Source organism: Sanguibacter sp. HDW7 (genome assembly GCF_011300875.1).
Classification (GTDB): Bacteria; Actinomycetota; Actinomycetes; order Actinomycetales; family Cellulomonadaceae; genus Flavimobilis.
The window spans coordinates 3,309,924-3,328,461 of the sequence record NZ_CP049862.1; the positions used below are offsets into that span (position 1 = coordinate 3,309,924).

The 18,538-nt window shown below is 70.7% G+C and carries 15 protein-coding genes and 2 tRNA genes; 11 read left to right on the forward strand and 6 right to left on the reverse strand.

Going from position 1 to position 18,538, the window contains the following annotated elements; genetic code table 11:
* The first annotated feature begins 132 nt into the window (after positions 1–132).
* From gyrB to G7063_RS14940, 7 genes are all read left to right on the forward strand, one after another.
* On the forward strand, positions 133–2,160 hold the full coding sequence (gene gyrB / locus G7063_RS14915; protein ID WP_166415086.1) for a DNA topoisomerase (ATP-hydrolyzing) subunit B: 2,028 nt from the start codon (positions 133–135) through the stop codon (positions 2,158–2,160).
* A 70-nt stretch (positions 2,161–2,230) separates the two neighbouring features.
* A complete protein-coding gene (gyrA, locus tag G7063_RS14920) occupies positions 2,231–4,912 on the forward strand; it encodes a DNA gyrase subunit A (RefSeq protein WP_166415087.1) in 2,682 nt (893 codons plus the stop codon).
* Positions 4,909–5,496 (forward strand): DUF3566 domain-containing protein, encoded by a 588-nt coding sequence (locus tag G7063_RS14925; RefSeq protein WP_206188175.1) that lies wholly within the window; start codon positions 4,909–4,911, stop codon positions 5,494–5,496. Before gyrA ends, G7063_RS14925 begins: the two co-directional genes overlap by 4 nt.
* Positions 5,497–5,601: 105 nt before the next feature.
* A tRNA-Ile gene (locus tag G7063_RS14930) sits at positions 5,602–5,675 on the forward strand.
* A 28-nt stretch (positions 5,676–5,703) separates the two neighbouring features.
* Positions 5,704–5,823: a DLW-39 family protein gene (locus G7063_RS15365; protein WP_240916131.1), complete on the forward strand. Its 120-nt coding sequence runs from the start codon at positions 5,704–5,706 to the stop codon at positions 5,821–5,823.
* Between the two features lie 13 nt (positions 5,824–5,836).
* Positions 5,837–5,909 (forward strand) — tRNA-Ala (locus tag G7063_RS14935).
* 134 nt (positions 5,910–6,043) lie between these two features.
* Positions 6,044–6,805 carry an HAD-IIB family hydrolase gene (locus tag G7063_RS14940; RefSeq protein ID WP_206188176.1) on the forward strand — a complete coding sequence of 254 codons (762 nt, stop codon included), beginning with the start codon at positions 6,044–6,046 and terminating at the stop codon, positions 6,803–6,805.
* Between the two features lie 62 nt (positions 6,806–6,867).
* Here the strand turns inward: G7063_RS14940 and G7063_RS14945 are convergent, their stop codons facing one another.
* Positions 6,868–7,884 carry a hypothetical protein gene (locus G7063_RS14945; RefSeq protein WP_166415089.1) on the reverse strand — a complete coding sequence of 339 codons (1,017 nt, stop codon included), beginning with the start codon at positions 7,882–7,884 and terminating at the stop codon, positions 6,868–6,870.
* A gap of 116 nt (positions 7,885–8,000) precedes the next feature.
* On the opposite strand from G7063_RS14945, the gene G7063_RS14950 reads away from it, so the two are divergent.
* On the forward strand, positions 8,001–8,540 hold the full coding sequence (locus G7063_RS14950) for a peptidylprolyl isomerase (protein WP_166415090.1): 540 nt from the start codon (positions 8,001–8,003) through the stop codon (positions 8,538–8,540).
* Positions 8,541–8,590: 50 nt separating this feature from the next.
* Positions 8,591–9,604, forward strand: a complete 1,014-nt coding sequence (locus G7063_RS14955; RefSeq protein WP_166415091.1) for a rhomboid family intramembrane serine protease — start codon at positions 8,591–8,593, stop codon at positions 9,602–9,604.
* A gap of 141 nt (positions 9,605–9,745) precedes the next feature.
* Here the strand turns inward: G7063_RS14955 and G7063_RS14960 are convergent, their stop codons facing one another.
* Positions 9,746–10,090 (reverse strand): cell division protein CrgA, encoded by a 345-nt coding sequence (locus G7063_RS14960; RefSeq protein WP_370520723.1) that lies wholly within the window; start codon positions 10,088–10,090, stop codon positions 9,746–9,748.
* A gap of 110 nt (positions 10,091–10,200) precedes the next feature.
* Here G7063_RS14960 and G7063_RS14965 point away from each other — a divergent pair, with 110 nt between their 5' ends.
* Both G7063_RS14965 and G7063_RS14970 read left to right on the forward strand, forming a co-directional pair.
* Positions 10,201–10,938 (forward strand): DUF881 domain-containing protein, encoded by a 738-nt coding sequence (locus G7063_RS14965; RefSeq protein ID WP_166415092.1) that lies wholly within the window; start codon positions 10,201–10,203, stop codon positions 10,936–10,938.
* Positions 10,939–11,019: 81 nt separating this feature from the next.
* The gene (locus G7063_RS14970) at positions 11,020–11,643 is read left to right on the forward strand and encodes an aminodeoxychorismate/anthranilate synthase component II (RefSeq protein ID WP_166415093.1); all 624 of its coding nucleotides are present in this window, start codon (positions 11,020–11,022) and stop codon (positions 11,641–11,643) included.
* A gap of 90 nt (positions 11,644–11,733) precedes the next feature.
* On the opposite strand, the gene pknB is transcribed toward G7063_RS14970, so the two are convergent.
* Genes pknB through G7063_RS14990 form a run of 4 tightly spaced genes read right to left on the reverse strand, consistent with a single transcriptional unit; the run spans position 11,734 to position 18,525 of the window.
* Positions 11,734–13,833 carry a Stk1 family PASTA domain-containing Ser/Thr kinase gene (gene pknB / locus G7063_RS14975; protein ID WP_166415094.1) on the reverse strand — a complete coding sequence of 700 codons (2,100 nt, stop codon included), beginning with the start codon at positions 13,831–13,833 and terminating at the stop codon, positions 11,734–11,736.
* Entirely contained in the window at positions 13,833–15,608 is a 1,776-nt protein-coding gene (locus tag G7063_RS14980) for a serine/threonine-protein kinase (protein WP_166415095.1), read from the reverse strand. Before G7063_RS14980 ends, pknB begins: the two co-directional genes overlap by 1 nt.
* Complete coding sequence (locus G7063_RS14985; protein WP_166415096.1) at positions 15,605–17,053, reverse strand: penicillin-binding protein 2; 1,449 nt, start codon at positions 17,051–17,053, stop codon at positions 15,605–15,607. Before G7063_RS14985 ends, G7063_RS14980 begins: the two co-directional genes overlap by 4 nt.
* A complete protein-coding gene (locus G7063_RS14990; RefSeq protein WP_166415097.1) occupies positions 17,050–18,525 on the reverse strand; it encodes an FtsW/RodA/SpoVE family cell cycle protein in 1,476 nt (491 codons plus the stop codon). Before G7063_RS14990 ends, G7063_RS14985 begins: the two co-directional genes overlap by 4 nt.
* Between the last annotated feature and the right edge of the window lie 13 nt (positions 18,526–18,538).

Genomic DNA, 18,538 nt, shown 5'->3' on the forward strand with positions numbered 1-18,538 from the left:
CACCGGGGCGGCCGGGGGCGCGGGCCGTCCGTCGGCCCGCGGCCACGACGGTGTCCAGGCTTTGGCCGGAGACCGTGCGCAGCGCCGCAGAGCACGGAACTTCAAGCGTCGAGCCGAGGAGCACCTCTTCCAGTGACTGACCAGCCGAGCACCCCGGACGCGGGTACCCCGACGTCCACCGCTCCCAGCTACGACGCCAGCTCCATCACCGTCCTCGAGGGTCTCGAGGCCGTGCGCAAGCGTCCCGGCATGTACATCGGCTCGACCGGTGAGCGTGGCCTCCACCACCTCGTGTACGAGGTTGTGGACAACGCTGTGGACGAAGCCCTTGCCGGCTACTGCGACCACATCGAGGTCAACCTCCTCGACGACGGTGGCGTACGCGTCGTCGACAACGGTCGTGGCATCCCCGTGGCGCTCCACCCCACCGAGGGGCGCCCGACGGTCGAGGTCGTCATGACGATCCTCCACGCCGGTGGCAAGTTCGGCGGCGGCGGCTACGCGGTCTCGGGCGGTCTCCACGGCGTCGGCATCTCCGTCGTCAACGCGCTCTCGATGCGCGTCGAGACCGAGATCAAGCGCGATGGTTTCACGTGGAACCAGTCGTTCGCGGACGGCGGCAAGCCGGTCGGCGAGCTTCGCCAGGGCCCCGCGACCACGGAGACCGGGACGTCGCAGACCTTCTGGGCAGACCCGACGATCTTCGAGTCGACGATCTTCGACTTCGAGACGCTCCGCGCCCGCTTCCAGCAGATGGCGTTCCTCAACAAGGGCCTCCAGATCACGCTCACCGACGAGCGCTCGCTCGAGGTCGACGAGGACGAGCTTGCGAGCGACGCCGAGGCCGAGGAGCCGCGGCACCGCACCGTGACGTACCGCTACGACCACGGACTCATCGACTACGTCCGCCACCTCAACTCGACGAAGAAGATCGAGGTCGTCCACCCCGAGATCATCGACATCGAGGCCGAGGACACCGACCGTCGCATCTCCGTCGAGATCGCGATGCAGTGGACGAGCGCGTACTCCGAGTCCGTCCACACGTATGCCAACACGATCTCGACGACCGAGGGAGGCACGCACGAGGAGGGCTTCCGTGCGGCGCTCACCGGCCTAGTCAACCGCTACGCCCGCGCCAAGGGTCTGCTCAAGGACAAGGACGAGAACCTCACGGGCGACGACGTCCGCGAGGGCCTCACCGCCGTCATCTCCGTCAAGCTCGGCGAGCCCCAGTTCGAGGGCCAGACGAAGACGAAGCTCGGCAACACCGAGGCGAAGACCTTCGTCCAGGGCATCGTCAACGACCGCCTGGGCGACTGGCTCGAGTCCCACCCGAACGAGGCCAAGGACGTCATCCGCAAGGCCGTCCAGGCCGCCCAGGCCCGCATGGCCGCACGCAAGGCACGCGAGGCCACGCGCAAGAGTCTCCTCGGCTCGTCGTCTATGCCGGGCAAGCTCAAGGACTGCCAGTCCAACAAGCCCGAAGAGTCTGAGATCTTCATCGTCGAGGGTGACTCCGCAGGTGGCTCCGCCGTCCGCGGACGCAACCCCTACAACCAGGCGATCATGCCGATCCGAGGCAAGATCCTCAACGTCGAGCGGGCGCGCCTCGACCGTGCGTTGAGCAACCTCGAGGTCCAGGGCCTCATCACGGCGTTCGGCACGGGCATCTCCGAGGACTTCGACATCGAGAAGCTCCGGTACCACAAGATCGTCCTCATGGCGGATGCCGACGTCGACGGCAAGCACATCGCGACGCTCCTGCTCACGCTGCTCTTCCGGTTCATGCGCCCGCTCATCGAGCACGGCCACGTGTACCTCGCGCAGCCGCCGCTCTACCGCCTCAAGTGGTCGAACGCGCCGCACGACTACGTGTACTCCGACGCCGAGCGCGACCAGGCGCTCGCCGCCGGCCTCGCCGCCGGTCGCCGCATCCCCAAGGACAACGGCATCCAGCGCTACAAGGGCCTCGGCGAGATGGACTACTCCGAGCTCTGGGACACGACGATGGACCCCGAGCACCGCACGCTGCTCCAGGTGACCCTCGACGACGCGGCCACGGCCGACGAGGTCTTCTCGGTGCTCATGGGCGAGGACGTCGAGCAGCGACGCTCCTTCATCCAGCGCAACGCCAAGGACGTGAGGTTCCTCGACATCTGACGGCCGCCCGGCCCCAGCGACAGGAACCCCCCGCACGACCCGGCCCAGCGCCGAGCGAAGGAACGAGACGGTGAGCGAGAACACCCCCGAGAACGGGACGACCGGCGACGCGTACAACGTCGTCAACCATGGACGGATCGACCAGGTCGACCTCCAGCAGGAGATGCAGAAGTCGTTCCTCGACTACGCGATGAGCGTCATCGTCTCGCGCGCGCTGCCCGACGTCCGCGACGGCCTCAAGCCCGTCCACCGTCGCGTGCTCTACGCGATGTACGACGGTGGCTACCGCCCCGACCGTGCGTTCTCCAAGTGCACGCGCGTCGTCGGCGACGTCATGGGCAAGTACCACCCGCACGGTGACACCGCGATCTACGACGCCATGGTGCGCCTCGTGCAGGACTGGTCGCTGCGCTACCCGCTCATCTCCGGCCAGGGCAACTTCGGCTCCCCCGGCAACGACCCCGCCGCCGCCCCGCGATACACCGAGTGCCGCATGGCCCCGCTCGCCATGGAGATGGTCCGGGACATCGACAAGGAGACCGTCGACTTCCAGGACAACTACGACGGGCGTACCCAGGAGCCCGTCGTCCTGCCGGCGCGCTTCCCCAACCTTCTCGTCAACGGTTCCGCCGGCATCGCCGTCGGCATGGCGACGAACATCCCGCCGCACAACATGCGTGAGGTCGCCGAGGGTGTCCGTTGGCACCTCGCCCACCCGGGCGCGAGCCGTGAGGAGCTGCTCGAGGCCCTCATCCGCGAGGTCAAGGGTCCCGACTTCCCGACGGGAGCCTCCGTGCTCGGGCGCCGGGGCATCGAGGACATGTACCGGACGGGCCGCGGCTCGATCACGATGCGGGCCGTCGTCAACGTCGAGGAGATCCAGGGTCGCACCTGCCTCGTCGTCACCGAGCTGCCCTACCAGGTCAACCCGGACAACCTCGCGGCGAAGATCGCCGACCTCGTCAAGGACGGCCGCGTCGGCGGCATCGCCGACCTACGCGACGAGACGTCGGGCCGCACCGGCCAGCGCCTCGTCATCGTCCTCAAGCGGGACGCGGTCGCCAAGGTCGTCCTCAACAACCTCTACAAGCACACGCAGCTCCAGGACACGTTCGGCGCGAACATGATCGCGCTCGTCGACGGTGTCCCGCGCACGCTGTCGCTCGACGCGTTCATCCGTCACTGGACGACGCACCAGATGGACGTCATCGTCCGCCGCACGCGGTTCCAGCTGCGTGAGGCCGAGGAGCGCGCCCACATCCTCACGGGCTACCTCAAGGCCCTCGACAACCTCGACGAGGTCATCGCGCTCATCCGCGCGTCCGCGACCGTCGACGACGCGCGCGAGGGCCTCATGCGCCTGCTCGACGTCGACGAGGTCCAGGCCCGTGCGATCCTCGCCCTCCAGCTCCGTGCCCTCGCAGCCATGGAGCGCCAGAAGATCACCGACGAGCACGCCGAGCTCATGTCGCGCATCGCGGACTACAACGCGATCCTTGCGAGCGAGGACCGTCAGCGCCAGATCGTCGGCGACGAGCTCGACGAGACCGTCGGCCGCTACGGCGACGAGCGCCGCACGACGATCCTCCCCTTCGACGGCGAGGTCTCGATCGAGGACCTCATCGCCGAGGAGGAGATGGTCGTCACCATCACCCGCGGCGGTTACGTCAAGCGCACCCGCACGGACAACTACCGGGCCCAGAAGCGCGGTGGCAAGGGCGTGCGTGGGGCGCAGCTCCGCGAGGACGACATCGTCGACCACTTCTTCGTGACCTCGACGCACAACTGGCTGCTGTTCTTCACGAACTTCGGCCGCGTCTACCGCGCCAAGGCGTACGAGCTGCCCGAGGGCGGCCGTGACGCGAAGGGTCAGCACGTCGCGAACCTCCTCGCGTTCCAGCCCGACGAGCGCATCGCGCAGGTCCTCGCGCTGCGCACGTACGAGGACGCCGAGTACCTGCTCCTCGCGACGCGACGCGGCCTCGTCAAGAAGACGCGCCTGTCCGAGTACGACACCAACCGCACGGCGGGCCTCATCGCGATCAACCTGCGTGAGGACGAGGAGGGCGCTGCCGACGAGCTCGTCTCGGCGCGCATCGTCGACTCGGTCGACGACGTCATCCTCGTGAGCCGCAAGGGCCAGTCCATCCGCTTCACCGCGAACGACGACCAGGTGCGTCCCATGGGCCGCTCGACGTCGGGCGTCACCGGCATGAAGTTCCGCGAGGATGACGACCTTCTCGCGATGGACGTCGTGCGCGACGACGCGTTCCTCTTCACCGTCACCGAGGGCGGCATCGCCAAGCGCACGCAGCTCACGGTCGACAACTACCGGCTCCAGGGCCGTGGCGGCCTCGGCATCCGTGTCGCCAACCTGCCCGAGCGCAACGGCGACCTCGTGGGCGCCCTCGTCGTCGACGAGGACGACGAGGTGCTCGTCATCATGGAGCGCGGCAAGATCGTGCGGTCCGCGGTCCGCGAGGTCAACCCGACCGGGCGCACCTCGCAGGGTGTGATCTTCGCCAAGCCCGACAAGAACGACCGCATCATCGCCGTCGCCCGCAACGAGGAGTCTGCGGACGAGGACGAGGAGAACAGCGACGACACGACGGACGGCGAGAAGCCGGCCGAGGTGTCCGCGGACGGGACGGTCACCCCCCAGGGGGAGGCTGAGACCGCCGAGGCGGGGCAGACTGGGACGACCGACGCCGACGACACCGGCGTGAAGGGCACCGAGGAGGACCGAGCGTGACCGAGAAGCAGGACGCCGCACCGCCGGCCATCACCCCGCGGACGCCCGCGCCGCGCCCCGACGGCGCAGCGGCGGCCGGACCCGTGCCCGCTCCCGTACCCGCACCCGACGCCGCCCCCACCGGGACAGCCTGGGCGGGGACGGGTGCCGCGGGCAACGCGAGCGCGCCGGTCGAGCACGACGCCGGGCACGGGGACGAGCACGACGACGAGCACGACTACGCGCCACGCAAGGTGCGTCTCACGCTCTCGCGGATCGACCCGTGGTCCGTCATGAAGATGGCGTTCCTCCTGTCGATCGCGATCGGCATCATGATCGTCGTCGCGGCCTTCGTCTTCTGGTACGCGCTCAACGACCTCGGGGTCTTCACCTCGATCGACGAGACGATCCGCAAGATCGTCGGCAGCGAGTCCGAGCTCGACATCCTTCAGTACGTCCAGCGCGACCGGGTCGTCTCCATCGCGATGGTCATCGCGGTCATCGACGTCGTCCTCATGACGGCGCTCTCGACGATCGGAGCGTTCCTCTACAACGTCGTCGCGGCCCTCGTGGGCGGCGTGCACATGACGCTGACGGACGACTGAACGACGAACGTCGGGGCACCCCGGCACCTCGTTTTGGAGCGAGGGCCGATGCTGGGGTAGTCTCGGTGCGCTGCCGTCGCAGGGAAACCTGCAGCGAGCGGCGACGGGCCCATAGCTCAGGCGGTTAGAGCGCTTCGCTGATAACGAAGAGGTCGGAGGTTCAAGTCCTCCTGGGCCCACGGACGTACCCCTCAAGGAGGTTGAACGATGAAGAAGCTCCTTCTCGTCGCGGCGGTTGCCGCCGTCGGGTACTTCGCCTGGCGGAAGTACTCCGAGGAGTCCGCGGGCAAGGACCTCTGGGCAGAGGTCGCCGACACTTTCGAGTGAGGCACAACCCCACGGGGCCATGGCGCAATTGGTAGCGCACCTGCTTTGCAAGCAGGGGGTTGGGGGTTCGAGTCCCCCTGGCTCCACATCGAAGACCCGCACCTCGTCACGAGGTGCGGGTCTTCGCGTTCCGGCCTCCTCCAGGTCGTGAGGGCACCGGTAGGCTGGGAAGGATCCCCCGCCTCGCGCCGTCCGTGACGGCTACCCGCACCGCAGGAGCATGTCCGTGCCCACGCCCCGGCTCGTCGCGTTCGACCTCGACGACACGCTCGCCCCCTCGAAGTCGCCGCTCGACCCACGGATGGTCGAGCTGCTGCTCGCCCTCCTCGAGCGCGTGCCGGTGTGCATCATCTCGGGCGGGCAGATCGCGCAGTTCCGCACGCAGGTCATCGACCGCCTCGGTGACGTCGACCCCGCGCTCCTCGCGCGCCTCCACCTCATGCCGACGTGCGGCACGCAGTACTGGCGCCACCATGAGGGCGCGTGGCACCAGGAGTACGCGGAGAACCTCACGGCCGACGAGAAGCAGCGAGCTCTTGTCGCGGTCGAGGGCGAGGCCCGCCGGCTCGGGCTGTGGGAGTCCGAGACCTGGGGCCCGATCCTCGAGGACCGTGACTCGCAGATCACCTTCTCCGCGCTCGGCCAGGCCGCGCCCGTCGCCGCGAAGACCGCATGGGACCCGGAGGGCTCCCGCAAGGCCGCGCTGCGTGACGCCGTCGCCGAGCTCGTCCCCGACCTCGAGGTCCGCTCGGGCGGCTCGACGTCCGTCGACATCACCCGCAAGGGCATCGACAAGGCCTACGGCATGGCGCGCCTCGAGCAGCTTGCGGGCGTCGCGCTCGACGACATGCTCTTCGTCGGCGATCGCCTCGACGAGGGCGGCAACGACCGTCCCGTCCTCGACATGGGCGTGCGCTGCCACGCCGTCGAGGGCTGGGAGGACACCGCGACATACCTCGAGGGGCTCGTCCCGACGCTCTGAGCGGTCCAGCGACGACGAAGGCCACCCCCGCGCGGGGGTGGCCTTCGTCGTCGTGCTGTGCGTCAGGCGTCAGGAGCCTTGGGCGCTGCCTTGCGGGGCGCACGTGGCTTGGGAGCGGCCTTCTCCGTCTTCTCCTCGACGACGTCGGCCACCTCGTCCGCCTTCTCCTCGATCACGTCGACGGCCGCGTCGACCGCGCCAGCAGCATCGCCGGCGACCTCCTCGACCTTCTCCGTGGTGGTCTCGACGACGTCGGACAGCTTCTCCTTCGACGAGGCAGCGGCGTCGGCGACCTCGGCTGCCGCCTCTCCCCCGAGCTCGGCAACGTCGTCCGCAGCAGACTCGGCCGCGTCGGTCGCGTCCTCGAGGACGTCCTCGAAGCTCGACGTGTCGACCTTCTCCCACGGCTCGGCCCACGGGTCGACCTCGGGCTGGGACCTCTTCCAGACGACGTAGGCGCCGCCCGCGGCGGCCGCGGTGCCGGCGACCCACCAGAACGCCTTGCCCTTGCCCGACGACTTCTGCGCCTTCCCGGCGAGCACGGTCGCTGCGTCCGAGAGGGAGTCGGAGCCGTGCTCGACGGCGTCGTGCGCCTTCGAGGCGATCTTCTCGACGATGCCGCCGTCAGAGGCGTCGTCGGCGACGCGTGCGAGGAGCTCGGCGGTCGACGCGGCCGCTGTGCCGGACTTCTCCGCGGCGGTCGCTGCGGCGCTGTTGAACGCTTGGACGAGGCGCGGCAGGTACTCGTCGACGACCTTGTCGTGGGCCGTGTCGAGCGCGGGGCGCGCCTTCTCGGCCGCGGCCTCGACGCGCGGGGCGGCGGCCTGCACGGTCTCGTCCCACACCTTCTCGATGCGGGGGGCGAGCCACTCCTTGAACGCCTCGAGACGGGGCGCGCTCCACTCGACCGCGTCCTGTGCGGCGACCTTGGCACGCTCCGCGAGCACGGCGGCGACGTGCGCAGCCTGCTCGGCCGCGTCACCTACCGCGGCGGCGGCGGTCGCGGCCTGGTCCTTGACCTTCTCGGAGTCGATCCCCTCGAGGGTCTCCCTGGCCTGGTTGCGGATGCCGTCGAGCATGATGCCTCCTGCTGGTCGCGGTCACAAAGGTGTGCCCCTACTCTGCCACCGACCGGGGTGGTACCGCGACGCCTCACGACTCCCGTCGCGCGCAGGTTCCGTGGGAGGATGGGGTCATGTTCGCAACCCTGCACACCTCCGCGGGCGACATCCGCGTCGAGCTGTTCCCGAACCACGCGCCGAAGACCGTCGAGAACTTCACGGGTCTCGCGACCGGCACCAAGGCCTGGACGGACCCCACGACGGGCGCTCCGTCGAACGTGCCGTTCTACGACGGCCTCATCTTCCACCGCGTCATCTCCGGGTTCATGATCCAGGGTGGGTGCCCCCTCGGCACCGGCACGGGTGACCCCGGCTACAAGTTCGACGACGAGATCCACCCCGAGCTCGGCTTCACGAAGCCCTACCTGCTCGCGATGGCGAACGCCGGCACGCGCCGCAACCCGCTCACCGGCAAGGCCGAGGGCACGAACGGCTCGCAGTTCTTCATCTCCGTCGACGCGACCCCGTGGCTCACGGGCAAGCACACGATCTTCGGCGAGGTCGCGGACGACGCGTCGCGCAAGGTCGTCGACGCGATCGCCACGTCGAAGACCCGCCCCGGCGACCGTCCGCTCGAGGACATCGTCATCAACAGCGTGACGATCGAGGACTGAGCTCCTCCCCTGCACGTCCCGAGAGCCGCCGCACACCCCTGGATGCCCGCATGAGCGACAACGTCCCGACGGGGGGTGCGGCGGCTCCCGTCTGTCCGCGGCACCCTGACCGTGTCTCCTACGTCAGCTGCCAGCGCTGCGGCCGCCCCGCGTGCACCGAGTGCCAGCGGCCCGCCGCCGTCGGCGTCCACTGCGTCGACTGCGTCGCCGAGCAGGCCCGCAACGCGCCGGCCGCGCGTTCCGCCCTCGGGGCGCGCCTGGGCGACGGCCGACCCGTCGTCACGCTGACACTCATCGCGCTGTGCGTCGTCAGCTACGTGCTGCAGTGGGCAGTGGGCGACGCGTGGACGTCACTCCTCGAGATGGCACCCGTGCTGGGTGCGAGCGAGCCGTGGCGGCTCCTCACGGCGGCGTTCCTCCACGCGAACAACCCCGCTCACATCGTCCTCAACATGGTCGCCCTCTGGTCGGTCGGCCCGGTGCTCGAGCAGATGCTCGGGCGTGGGCGCTTCCTCTCGCTCTACCTTCTCTCGGCGTTCGGCGGCTCGGCGGCCGTCGTGTGGCTCGCGGACCCGCTGACGATGGAGTGGATCACGCCCGTGCGGGGCGCGTCGGGCGCCGTGTTCGGTCTCTTCGGGGCGTTCGTCGTCATCCTGCGCCGTTTCTCCCGCGACGCCTCGCAGATCTATGCGGTCCTCGGCCTCAACCTCGTCATCGGCTTCGTCGTGCCAGGGATCTCGTGGCAGGCGCACGTCGGCGGGTTCGTCGTCGGGGCGGCCGTGGGCGCGGCGTTCGCGTACGCGCCGCGCGAGAGGCGCCACCTGTGGGCGTTCGTCGTGCCCGTCGTGGGGATCATCGTGCTCGTCGCGGCGGTCTCCGTGCGCTTCGCGACCGTGCCGACGTGGACGCCCGTGGGCGGTGGTCTCTTCATTCCGCCCGACGGGTTCACGGACGCGTCGGTGTCACACGTCCTGGACGAGGAGCCTGTGGACAACCTCGCGCTCACGCCGTTCTCCACAGTTCTCCACAGCGTTACTCACAGCTGTGGAACTACAGACGTGTAGTTATCCACAGCGCTGTCCACCGATGGGGACAGACTGTCCACGGGGCCGTCCCACGGACGTCGTCCACAGGCATGACGAAGCCCCCGGCACCTCAGGTGCCGGGGGCTTCGTCACAGGTCGCGGCCCGAGGCCGCAGGGCGCTCAGCGCCAGCGCGTCGTCAGACCGAAGCCCGCGATGACCAGTGCGAAACCGACCACGAGGTTCCAGTGGCCGTTGACGTTGAACGCCTCCTGGAACGGGATCGGCCACTGCATGTTCGAGAGGTACGCGACGACGACGTACACGAGCCCGAGGATCATGAGACTGAGCATCGTCGGGACGAGCCAACGAGGGTTCACCCCCGCCTCACGCGCCTTCTCACGCGCCGCGCGCTTGAGGTCCTTGTCGAGCGACGCCGCCTTCTTCTTCGCTGCGGGCGGCACGACGGGCTTCTTCACGGCAGCAGCCGCGGACGGCTCGGTCTCGGACGACTTCGGATCGGACACGGCGCGAGGCTCCTGACTGGGCGGCTGGAACGGGACCCGCGGTCCCGTGACTACGCATAGCCTAGTGCCAGGGCGGCCCCACGCCCTGCGCACACCGGGAGACGACACGCATGAGGACCACCGACGCCGCCACGCGCCGCGTCCGGCGAGCCCCCGTCGTCGTCATGCTCGTCCTCGCGCTCGCCGGGCTCATGTTCACGTCGTCGGCCCGGCTCGCCCGCAGCCAGGGGGAACGCCATCCCGAGAACCTCGCGCAGCTCATCGAGGTCGAGGAGAAGCGCGTGCAGGACGTCCAGAGCGACCTCGACTCCCTCGACGAGCAGCTCTCACGCATCGCACCCGTCACCGGGCCCGACGTCGACGAGGACGCCTATCGCCGGGACGCCATCGCCGCCGGTGCGGTCCCCGTCGCCGGCCCCGGCCTGCGCGTCGCGCTCGACGACGCCCCGCCGCAGCCCGTCGGCTCGGAGATCGCCGCCGACGCCCTCGTCGTCCACCAGCAGGACCTCGAGGCCGTCATCAACGCGCTGTGGGCCGGGGGAGCGGAGGCCATGACGCTCCAGGGACAGCGCGTCCTCACGACCACCGCGTTCCGCTGCGTCGGCAACGTCCTGTCCCTCCACGGACGCGTCTACTCCCCGCCGTACGTCGTCGAGGCGGTCGGCGACCCCGTCGCCCTGCGAGCGTCGCTCGACGCGTCGCCCGAGATCGCGACGTACCGCGAGTGGGTCGCCGCGGTCGGCCTCGGCCTCGACGTCAGCGCACCCGACACGCTCGAGCTGCCCGGCCGGACCGTCGCGACGCTCGAGCAGGCGACGCTGCCCAAGGGCGTCGACCCGCTCCCCTGACGCGTCGGTGGAACGACTCCCCACGCTGCGCCCCGGCGCGGCATGATGGGCGAACGATCCGCCCACCACCCAGGAGACGCCGTGACGCGCATCCTCGTCGTCGACAACTACGACTCGTTCGTCTACACGATCGTCGGCTACCTCGACCAGCTCGGCGCTCGGACGACCGTCGTGCGCAACGACGCCGTCCAGGACGCTGCCACCTGGGACTATGACGGTGTGCTCGTCTCGCCCGGCCCGGGGACCCCCGCCGAGGCCGGCGCGAGCCTCGACGTCATCCGTACGTGCGCCGCGCGCGCCCTGCCGATGCTCGGCGTGTGCCTCGGTCACCAGGCGCTCGGCGAGGCCTTCGGCGCGACCGTCACGCATGCGCCCGAGCTCATGCACGGCCGCACGAGCCAGGTCGAGCACGAGGACCGGGGCGTGCTCGAGGGCCTCCCGCACCCGTTCACCGCGACGCGCTACCACTCGCTCGCGGTCATCCCCTCGACGGTTCCGAGCGAGCTCGAGGTCACCGCGCGCACTGCGAACGGCATCATCATGGGGCTCCAGCACCGCGAGCTGCCCCTCCACGGCGTGCAGTTCCACCCCGAGTCCGTGCTCACCGAGGGCGGCCACCGGCTCTTCGCCAACTGGCTCGCGCTCACGGGGCTGGACGGGGCCGTCGAGCGCTCTGCCGGGCTCGCGCCGCTCGTGCGGCGCTGAACACCCGGAGAACCGAGCCCGACCTTCGCCCGCAGACGCAGCGAGCCCCCGACCGCAAGGTCGGGGGCTCGCTGCGTACTGAACCTTGGGTCAGCCCTGGTCGCCGCCGCCGTCGCCGTCGCCCTCGCCGTCAGCAGGCGGCTCGGTCGTCGGGTCGACGGTCGGCGGAGCCTGCGGCCCTGGGCCGGTCGACACGTAGATGACGACCTCGTCGCCCTCGTTGACGGGCGTGCCCGCCGTCGGGACGTCGAACACCGTGCCGGCAAGCTGCTTGTCGGACGGCTCGGTGAGGACCTTCGGCACGAGGTTGAGTGCCCGCAGCGCAGCCTCGGCGTCCGCCTGCGACATGCCGACGAGGTTCGTCGGGACGACGACGACCTCTGGGGCAGGCTCGCGCGCGATGATGATCTCGATGACCGTGCTGTGCTTGACCTGGCCGTTGGCCGGCACCTGACGCAGCACCGTGCCGGGCTTCGCGTCGGCCGACTCCTCGAAGTCGTAAGAGGCGCTCACGCGCGGGTTCGCGGCGAAGAAGTCCTCGACAGCCTTGCGCTTCTCCCCGGTGAAGTCGGGGACGTCCGTGTTGCCGTTCGAGATGAAGAGGACGATCTTGTCACCCTTCTTCGCGGTGGCGTCGGCCGCGGGCTCCGTCCGCGTCACGCGGTCGAGCTCGACCGTGCCGCTCGGCTCGGTGCGCGTCGTGTCGACCTCGAGGCCCGCGTCCTTGAGAGCCTGCGCGGCCCGCGTCTGGTCGAGGCCCGTGAGGTCGGGGACGTTCGTGGCGCTCGGCCCGGGGGAGAACCACACAGTCACCGAGGAACCCTCGGGGACGGAGGCGCCCTCGTCGGGGTCCGAGCGCAGCGCGGTGTCCTTCGGCTCTGTCGAGTCCTCGAGCTCCGGGACGAGCTTGAGGTTGAGCGCGGCGAGCTCGGCGCTCACCTCCGTCCGCGACTTGCCGACGATCGTCGGCACCGTCACGTTCTTGGTCTCGGGCTCCTTGTTGTTCTGGTTGAGGAGGAGGATGAGCACGATCGCGACGATCGCGACGATCGCGACGGCGACGAGAGACCAGATGAGCGTCCGACGACGGCCGTCGGGCTCGTGCTGGGCGATACCCTGCGGGGGCGTCGGTGCGGGCGTGGCCACCGCGGGGAACGGCGACGTGCCTGCACCCGTCGGGGCCCAGCCCGCCGTCGCCGGAATCGGCTGGACGGGCTGAGGCAGCGCCTGCGTGGCGGCCGTGCCGAACACCTGCGTCGCGGAGTCGTCGACCGAGGGCGTCGCCGCAGCGGCCGCAGCGACAGCCGCGATGCCCGCAGCCTCGACGTGACCACCGTGCGCTGCGGCCTCGAGGTCCGCGCGGAACTCTGCGGCCGAGCCGTAGCGGTCCACGCGCGACTTCGCGAGCGACTTCAGGACGACGCGGTCGAGCGTCTCCGGGATGTCGTTCGCAAGGCTCGACGGGCGCGGAGGGGCCTCCTGGACGTGCTGGTAGGCGACCGCGACGGGGGAGTCGCCCTGGAACGGAGGACGGCCCGTGAGCAGCTCGAAGAGCAGGCAGCCCGCCGAGTAGAGGTCCGAGCGGGCATCGACAGACTCACCGCGCGCCTGCTCGGGCGAGAGGTACTGCGCGGTGCCGATGACCGCCTGGGTCTGTGTCATGGTCGCCGCGGAGTCCGCGACTGCGCGCGCGATGCCGAAGTCCATGACCTTGACCGCGCCCGTCGGCGTGAGCATGACGTTGGCGGGCTTGATGTCGCGGTGGACGATCCCGGCCTGGTGGCTGTACTCGAGCGCGGAGAGCACGCCCGAGGCGATCTCCACGGCCTCGTCGATCGGCACGGCGTGCCCGGTGCGCAGGATGTCGCGGACCGTGTGGCCCTCGACGTACTCCATGACGATGAACGGGACGTGCCGCACGTTGCCGGACGGCTCCGAGTACGTCTCCTCGCCCGTGTCGTAGACCGCGACGATCGCCGGGTGGTTGAGAGCCGCGGCAGACTGCGCCTCACGACGGAACCGGGCCTGGAACGACGGGTCGCGGGCAAGATCGGAGCGCAGGATCTTGATTGCGACCGTGCGGCCCAGGCGGGCGTCGTGCCCGATGTGCACCTCGGCCATGCCACCGCGGCCGATGAGCTCGCCGACCTCGTAGCGTCCGGCAAGGATGCGGGGTGCCTCGTGATCCACTAGTCGTCCTTTTTCGTCGGGGGGACCGCCCTGCGGCCCCGGGCCGCTCGCGCGGCCACAGCAATCTTGTCATCAGTTCGGAGGCTCGTGCCCGCGGGACCGCTGAGCGGGCCCGCCACGACGAGAAGTGCGGCGGCCGCAGGACCCGCGGCACCCGAGAGGATCGACGCCACGACGATGATGACGACGAGGACGACGAGCCCCACGAGCGGCCAGGAGAGGCTGCCGAGCCGCAGCCCGGTCGTGCGGCGCGACGCGGCAGGCGGCGCCGGAACCGGCCGCGCCGACGTCGAGCGGCGGACCGAGGGCGACGTCGAGCCCGTCGGCGTCCACCGCGCACCGCCGAGTGGTCGCGGCACGCCCGACGTGCCGCCCGGCTCCCAGCCGAGGGTGACGGATGTCTCGGGCAGCGGCACCGGAGGGACCGGGCGGGCCGGACGCTCGGGGGAGACGGGTGGGGACGGCAGCGCCGGGACGGGCCGGGCCGCCACGGACGGGGCGGCGCCACCCTGACGGTCCGCGGCGTGGGTCGAGGGCACCGCGCCCGCCAGGGCGCGGCTGCTCGCGCCCCCTGCGTCCGGAAGCTCGATCGCGGTCCGCGGCGCAGGAGCCTCAGGCCGACGGTGGAGCATCGCGCGCGTCGCTGCCGACGCCGGCACGACGAGGGGCGCCGCTGCCCGTGCCGCGGTGCCGTCGGCGACGTCGGGCACGACCGGGGCCGGACCCGACGGACGCGCGTGCAGCTCGCGACGCGTGCGCGGCGCGAACGACGGCGGCATGACGCCGCCCGGCACCGGCGCGGACACGGGCGGGGCGGACGCGGGCACGCCCGACGACGCCGACGAGGGCGAGACCGTCGACGTTGCCGACCCGCTCGACGCGCCCGACGGCGCGGCACTGCCCGAGACCCCGTGCCGTGCGACGCGCTCGGTGAGGTGCCCCAACGGGTCGAGCTCCGCGAGGCGCCCGAGCTCGTCGAGGCGCAGCGCGAGCGCCGCCGCCGACCGCGGGCGCTTCTCCGGGTCCTTCTCGAGCATCTGCATGACGAGCGTGCCCAGACCCTTGTGGACCGTCGCCGGCAGCGGTGGGACCGCCTCGTTGACGTGCGCGACAGCGATGTCGACCGCCGTCGCACCCGTGAAGGGTCGGTGCCCCACGAGCGACTCGTACGCGACGATGCCGAGCGCATAGATGTCCGACGCGCCCGTCGCCGCGCGGCCGATCGCCTGCTCGGGAGAGAGGTACTGCGCGGTGCCCATGACCATGCCCGCGGCCGTCATCGGCACCTGGTTGGCGCCGAGCGAGACGCCGAAGTCCGTGATCTTCACCGTGACACCGTGCTCGAGCAGGATGTTGCCCGGCTTGACGTCACGGTGGACGACACCGCCGACGTGCGCGGCGTGCAGACCGCGCGCGGCCTGCGACAGGATCGGCAGCAGTCGTCGCAGGGGGAGCACAGGCTCACGCTCGAGGAGGTCGCTCATGGGCTCGCCCACGACGAGCTCGAGGATGAGATAGCCCGAGCCGTCCTGCTCCCCGTAGTCGAAGAGCTGCGCGATGTTCTCGTGGCTGAGGCCCGCCGCGTTGCGCGCCTCGGTGCGCAGGCGCTCGAGGAAGTCCTCGTTGCCCGCGTACTCCTCCTTGAGGACCTTCGCCGCGACGTCGCGCGCGAGGGACTGGTCGTGCGCGACCCAGACCTCACCCATGCCGCCGACCGCGATCTGCCGCACGAGCCGGTACCTGTTCCCGAGGACGAGCCCCGCCTTCGGCCTCATCGCAGCCCCGCCTCGAGCACCTTGCGCGCGATCGGCGCCGCGACGGCACCGCCCGTCGCCTCGGAGCCCATCGAGCCGCCGTTCTCCACGACGACCGCCACCGCGATCTTCGGCGCGTCCACGGGCGCGAAGCCGATGAACCACGCGTGCGGCGCGGCCTCCTTGGTCGTCTGTGCTGTGCCCGTCTTGCCCGCGACCTTGACGCCCGGGATGCGAGCGGCGGTGCCCGAGCCCGAGTCGACGACGCCGACCATCATCTCCGTGAGGGCGCGCGCCGTCGACGCCGACACGGCACGCCCCGCGCTCGTCGGGTCCGTGCTCGAGACGATGTCGAGGTTCGCGTCCCGCACGCGCTCGACGAGGTAGGGCTCGAGACGGTCGCCGCCGTTCGCGACAGCCTGGGCGACCGACGCCATCTGCAACGGCGTCGCCGCGATGTCCATCTGGCCGATCGAGCTGAGCGCCAGCTCCGGCGCAGAGAGCTCGCTGGGGAAGTTCGACGCCGAGACCGGGATCGGCACCGACGAGCGTTCGTTGAAGCCGAAGGCCTCTGCGGTCCGGCGGAGCTGGTCCTGGCCCACGTCGAGGCCGAGCTGCGCGAACGCGGTGTTGCAGGAGATCCGCAGGGCGTCGGCGAGCGACTGCTCGCCGCTGGGCGAGCAGCGCGAACCGCCGAAGTTCTGCAGGACCGACGACGACTGCGGCAGCTTGAACGTGTCCGGCGCGGGGATGACGGTGTCCGCCGTGAACTGCCCCGACTCGAGTGCTGCTGCCGCCGTGAGGATCTTGAACGTCGAACCCGGGGGGTAGATCGTCGACGTCGCGCGGTTGCGCAGCGGGTGCGTGTCGTCGGCGAGGAGCTCCTGGTACGCCTCGTTGACCTTCGACGAGCTGTGCTTCGCGAGCACCGCCGGGTCGTACGTCGGCGTCGAGACCATCGCGAGGATCGCCCCCGTCTCGACGTCGAGCGCGACGACAGCCCCGCGCTGCGAGCCGAGCGCCTTCGTCGCAACCTCCTGGAGGGTGCGCGACAACGTGAGCTCGACCGACCCGCCGCGCTGCTGGTGACCCGTGATGAGGTCCTGCATGCGGCGCAGGAAGAAGGAGTCGGCGGTGCCGTTGAGCACCTCGTTCTCCGCACGCTCGATCCCGTCCCGCCCGAAGACGATCGAGAAGTAGCCCGTGACGTGGGAGAACAGCCGCCCGTCCGTGTAGGTCCGCTGGTAGCCGAACGCGTCGTCCGACGGCACCGACGAGACGACCGCCTTGCCGTCGACGATGATCGGGCCGCGCGAGACACCGAACTCGCGGTAGATCGAGCGCACGTTGCGGCCGTCGGCGTTGAGCGCCGGAGCCTCGCGCACCTGGATGTTCGTCGCCGCGACCATGAGCGCGAGCAGGAGGACGATCGCGACGGTCGAGACGCGGCGGATCGCGGCGTTCACCGGATCACCTCCGTAGCCTGCGTGTCCGCGTCCGGCTCCGGGTAGGGGACCGCGTCGTCGGGCTCGTCGTCGATCTCCTCGGGCGTCGCCGCCGCGTCGTGGATGACGGGCGCGGCTCCGCCGCGCACAGGCAGCGGCGCGGGCCGCCGCGCCGCGTCCGAGATCCGCAGGAGGATCGCGACGATGATCCAGTTCGCGAGCAGCGACGACCCGCCGTACGCGAGGAACGGCGTCGTGAGGCCCGTGAGCGGGATGACGCGCGTGATGCCGCCGACGACGACGAACACCTGCCACGCGACGACGAACGCGAGGCCCGACGCCAGCAGCTTGCCGAAGCCGTCGCGCACACCGATCGCCGTGCGGAACCCACGCTGGACGAGGACGACGTAGAGCATGAGGATCGCGAGCAGGCCCGTGAGGCCGAGCTCCTCGCCGAGCGCCGCGATGATGAAGTCCGACTCCGCGAACGTCACGAGGTTCGGGTGGCCCTGGCCCCAACCCGTGCCGAGCATGCCGCCCGACGCGAGACCGAACAACCCCTGGACGAGCTGGTAGGAGCCGCCCGGCGCGCGGTCGTAGATCGTCGGGTCCATCGGGTTGAGCCACACGTCGAAACGCGCTGCGACGTGCCCGAACGTCTTCGCGGCGAGCGCCGCACCGCCCGCGAAGAGCACCATGCCGATCGCGATCCACGAGATGCGCTCCGTCGCGACGTAGAGCATCGCGATGAAGAGCCCGAAGATGAGCAACGACGTGCCGAGGTCCCGCTGCAGCACGAGGATCGCGAGGCTCACCGCCCACACGACGATGAGCGGCCCGAGGTCCCGGGCGCGGGGGAGCTGGACGCCGAGCACGCGCGGGCCGGCGAGCGCGAGCGTGTCACGGTTCGTCACGAGGTACCCCGCGAAGAAGATCGCGAGCGCGATCTTCGCGAGCTCTGCCGGCTGCAGCGAGAAGCCCGCGACCGAGATCCAGATGCGGGCACCGTAGTTCGCGACACCCAGGCCTGGGACGAACGGCAGGACGATGAGGCCGAGCGCGAGGATCATCGCGAGGTACGCGCGCCTGCGCAGCACCCGGTGGTCGCGCAGGAGGACGAGGACCGCGGCCGCGGCGATGACACCCACCGCCGTGATCCCCAGCTGCTTGCCCGCGAGCTCCGACGTACGCCCCGCCTCCTGCGCGGCGAGGTCGAGCCGGTGGATCATCGCGAGCCCGATGCCGTTGAGCGCGACCGCGACCGGCAGGATCACCTGGTCCGCGAACGGCGCCACACGGCGCACGAGCAGGTGCAGGACCGTCGCGAGCACGACGAGACCCGCCGTGCTGAGGTAGAAGTCCGCAGGGAGGGTGTCGTGGACCGCGAGCTCGACCTGGGCGAACGCGCCCATGCCGAGGACGATCGCGCCGACGAGGAGCCCCAGCTCCCGCGCGCGACCCGTCCTCGTCGTCCCGGGCTCGACGGTGGCCATCACACCGTCCCGG

Coding starts and splice junctions, on each gene's coding strand:
- G7063_RS15365 (WP_240916131.1), top strand. CDS start 5,704: ATGAAGAAGCTCCTTCTCGTCGCGGCGGTTGCCGCCGTCGGGTACTTC.
- G7063_RS14940 (WP_206188176.1), top strand. CDS start 6,044: ATGTCCGTGCCCACGCCCCGGCTCGTCGCGTTCGACCTCGACGACACG.
- G7063_RS14945 (WP_166415089.1), bottom strand. CDS start 7,884: ATGCTCGACGGCATCCGCAACCAGGCCAGGGAGACCCTCGAGGGGATC.
- G7063_RS14950 (WP_166415090.1), top strand. CDS start 8,001: ATGTTCGCAACCCTGCACACCTCCGCGGGCGACATCCGCGTCGAGCTG.
- G7063_RS14955 (WP_166415091.1), top strand. CDS start 8,591: ATGAGCGACAACGTCCCGACGGGGGGTGCGGCGGCTCCCGTCTGTCCG.
- G7063_RS14965 (WP_166415092.1), top strand. CDS start 10,201: ATGAGGACCACCGACGCCGCCACGCGCCGCGTCCGGCGAGCCCCCGTC.
- G7063_RS14980 (WP_166415095.1), bottom strand. CDS start 15,608: ATGAGGCCGAAGGCGGGGCTCGTCCTCGGGAACAGGTACCGGCTCGTG.
- G7063_RS14990 (WP_166415097.1), bottom strand. CDS start 18,525: ATGGCCACCGTCGAGCCCGGGACGACGAGGACGGGTCGCGCGCGGGAG.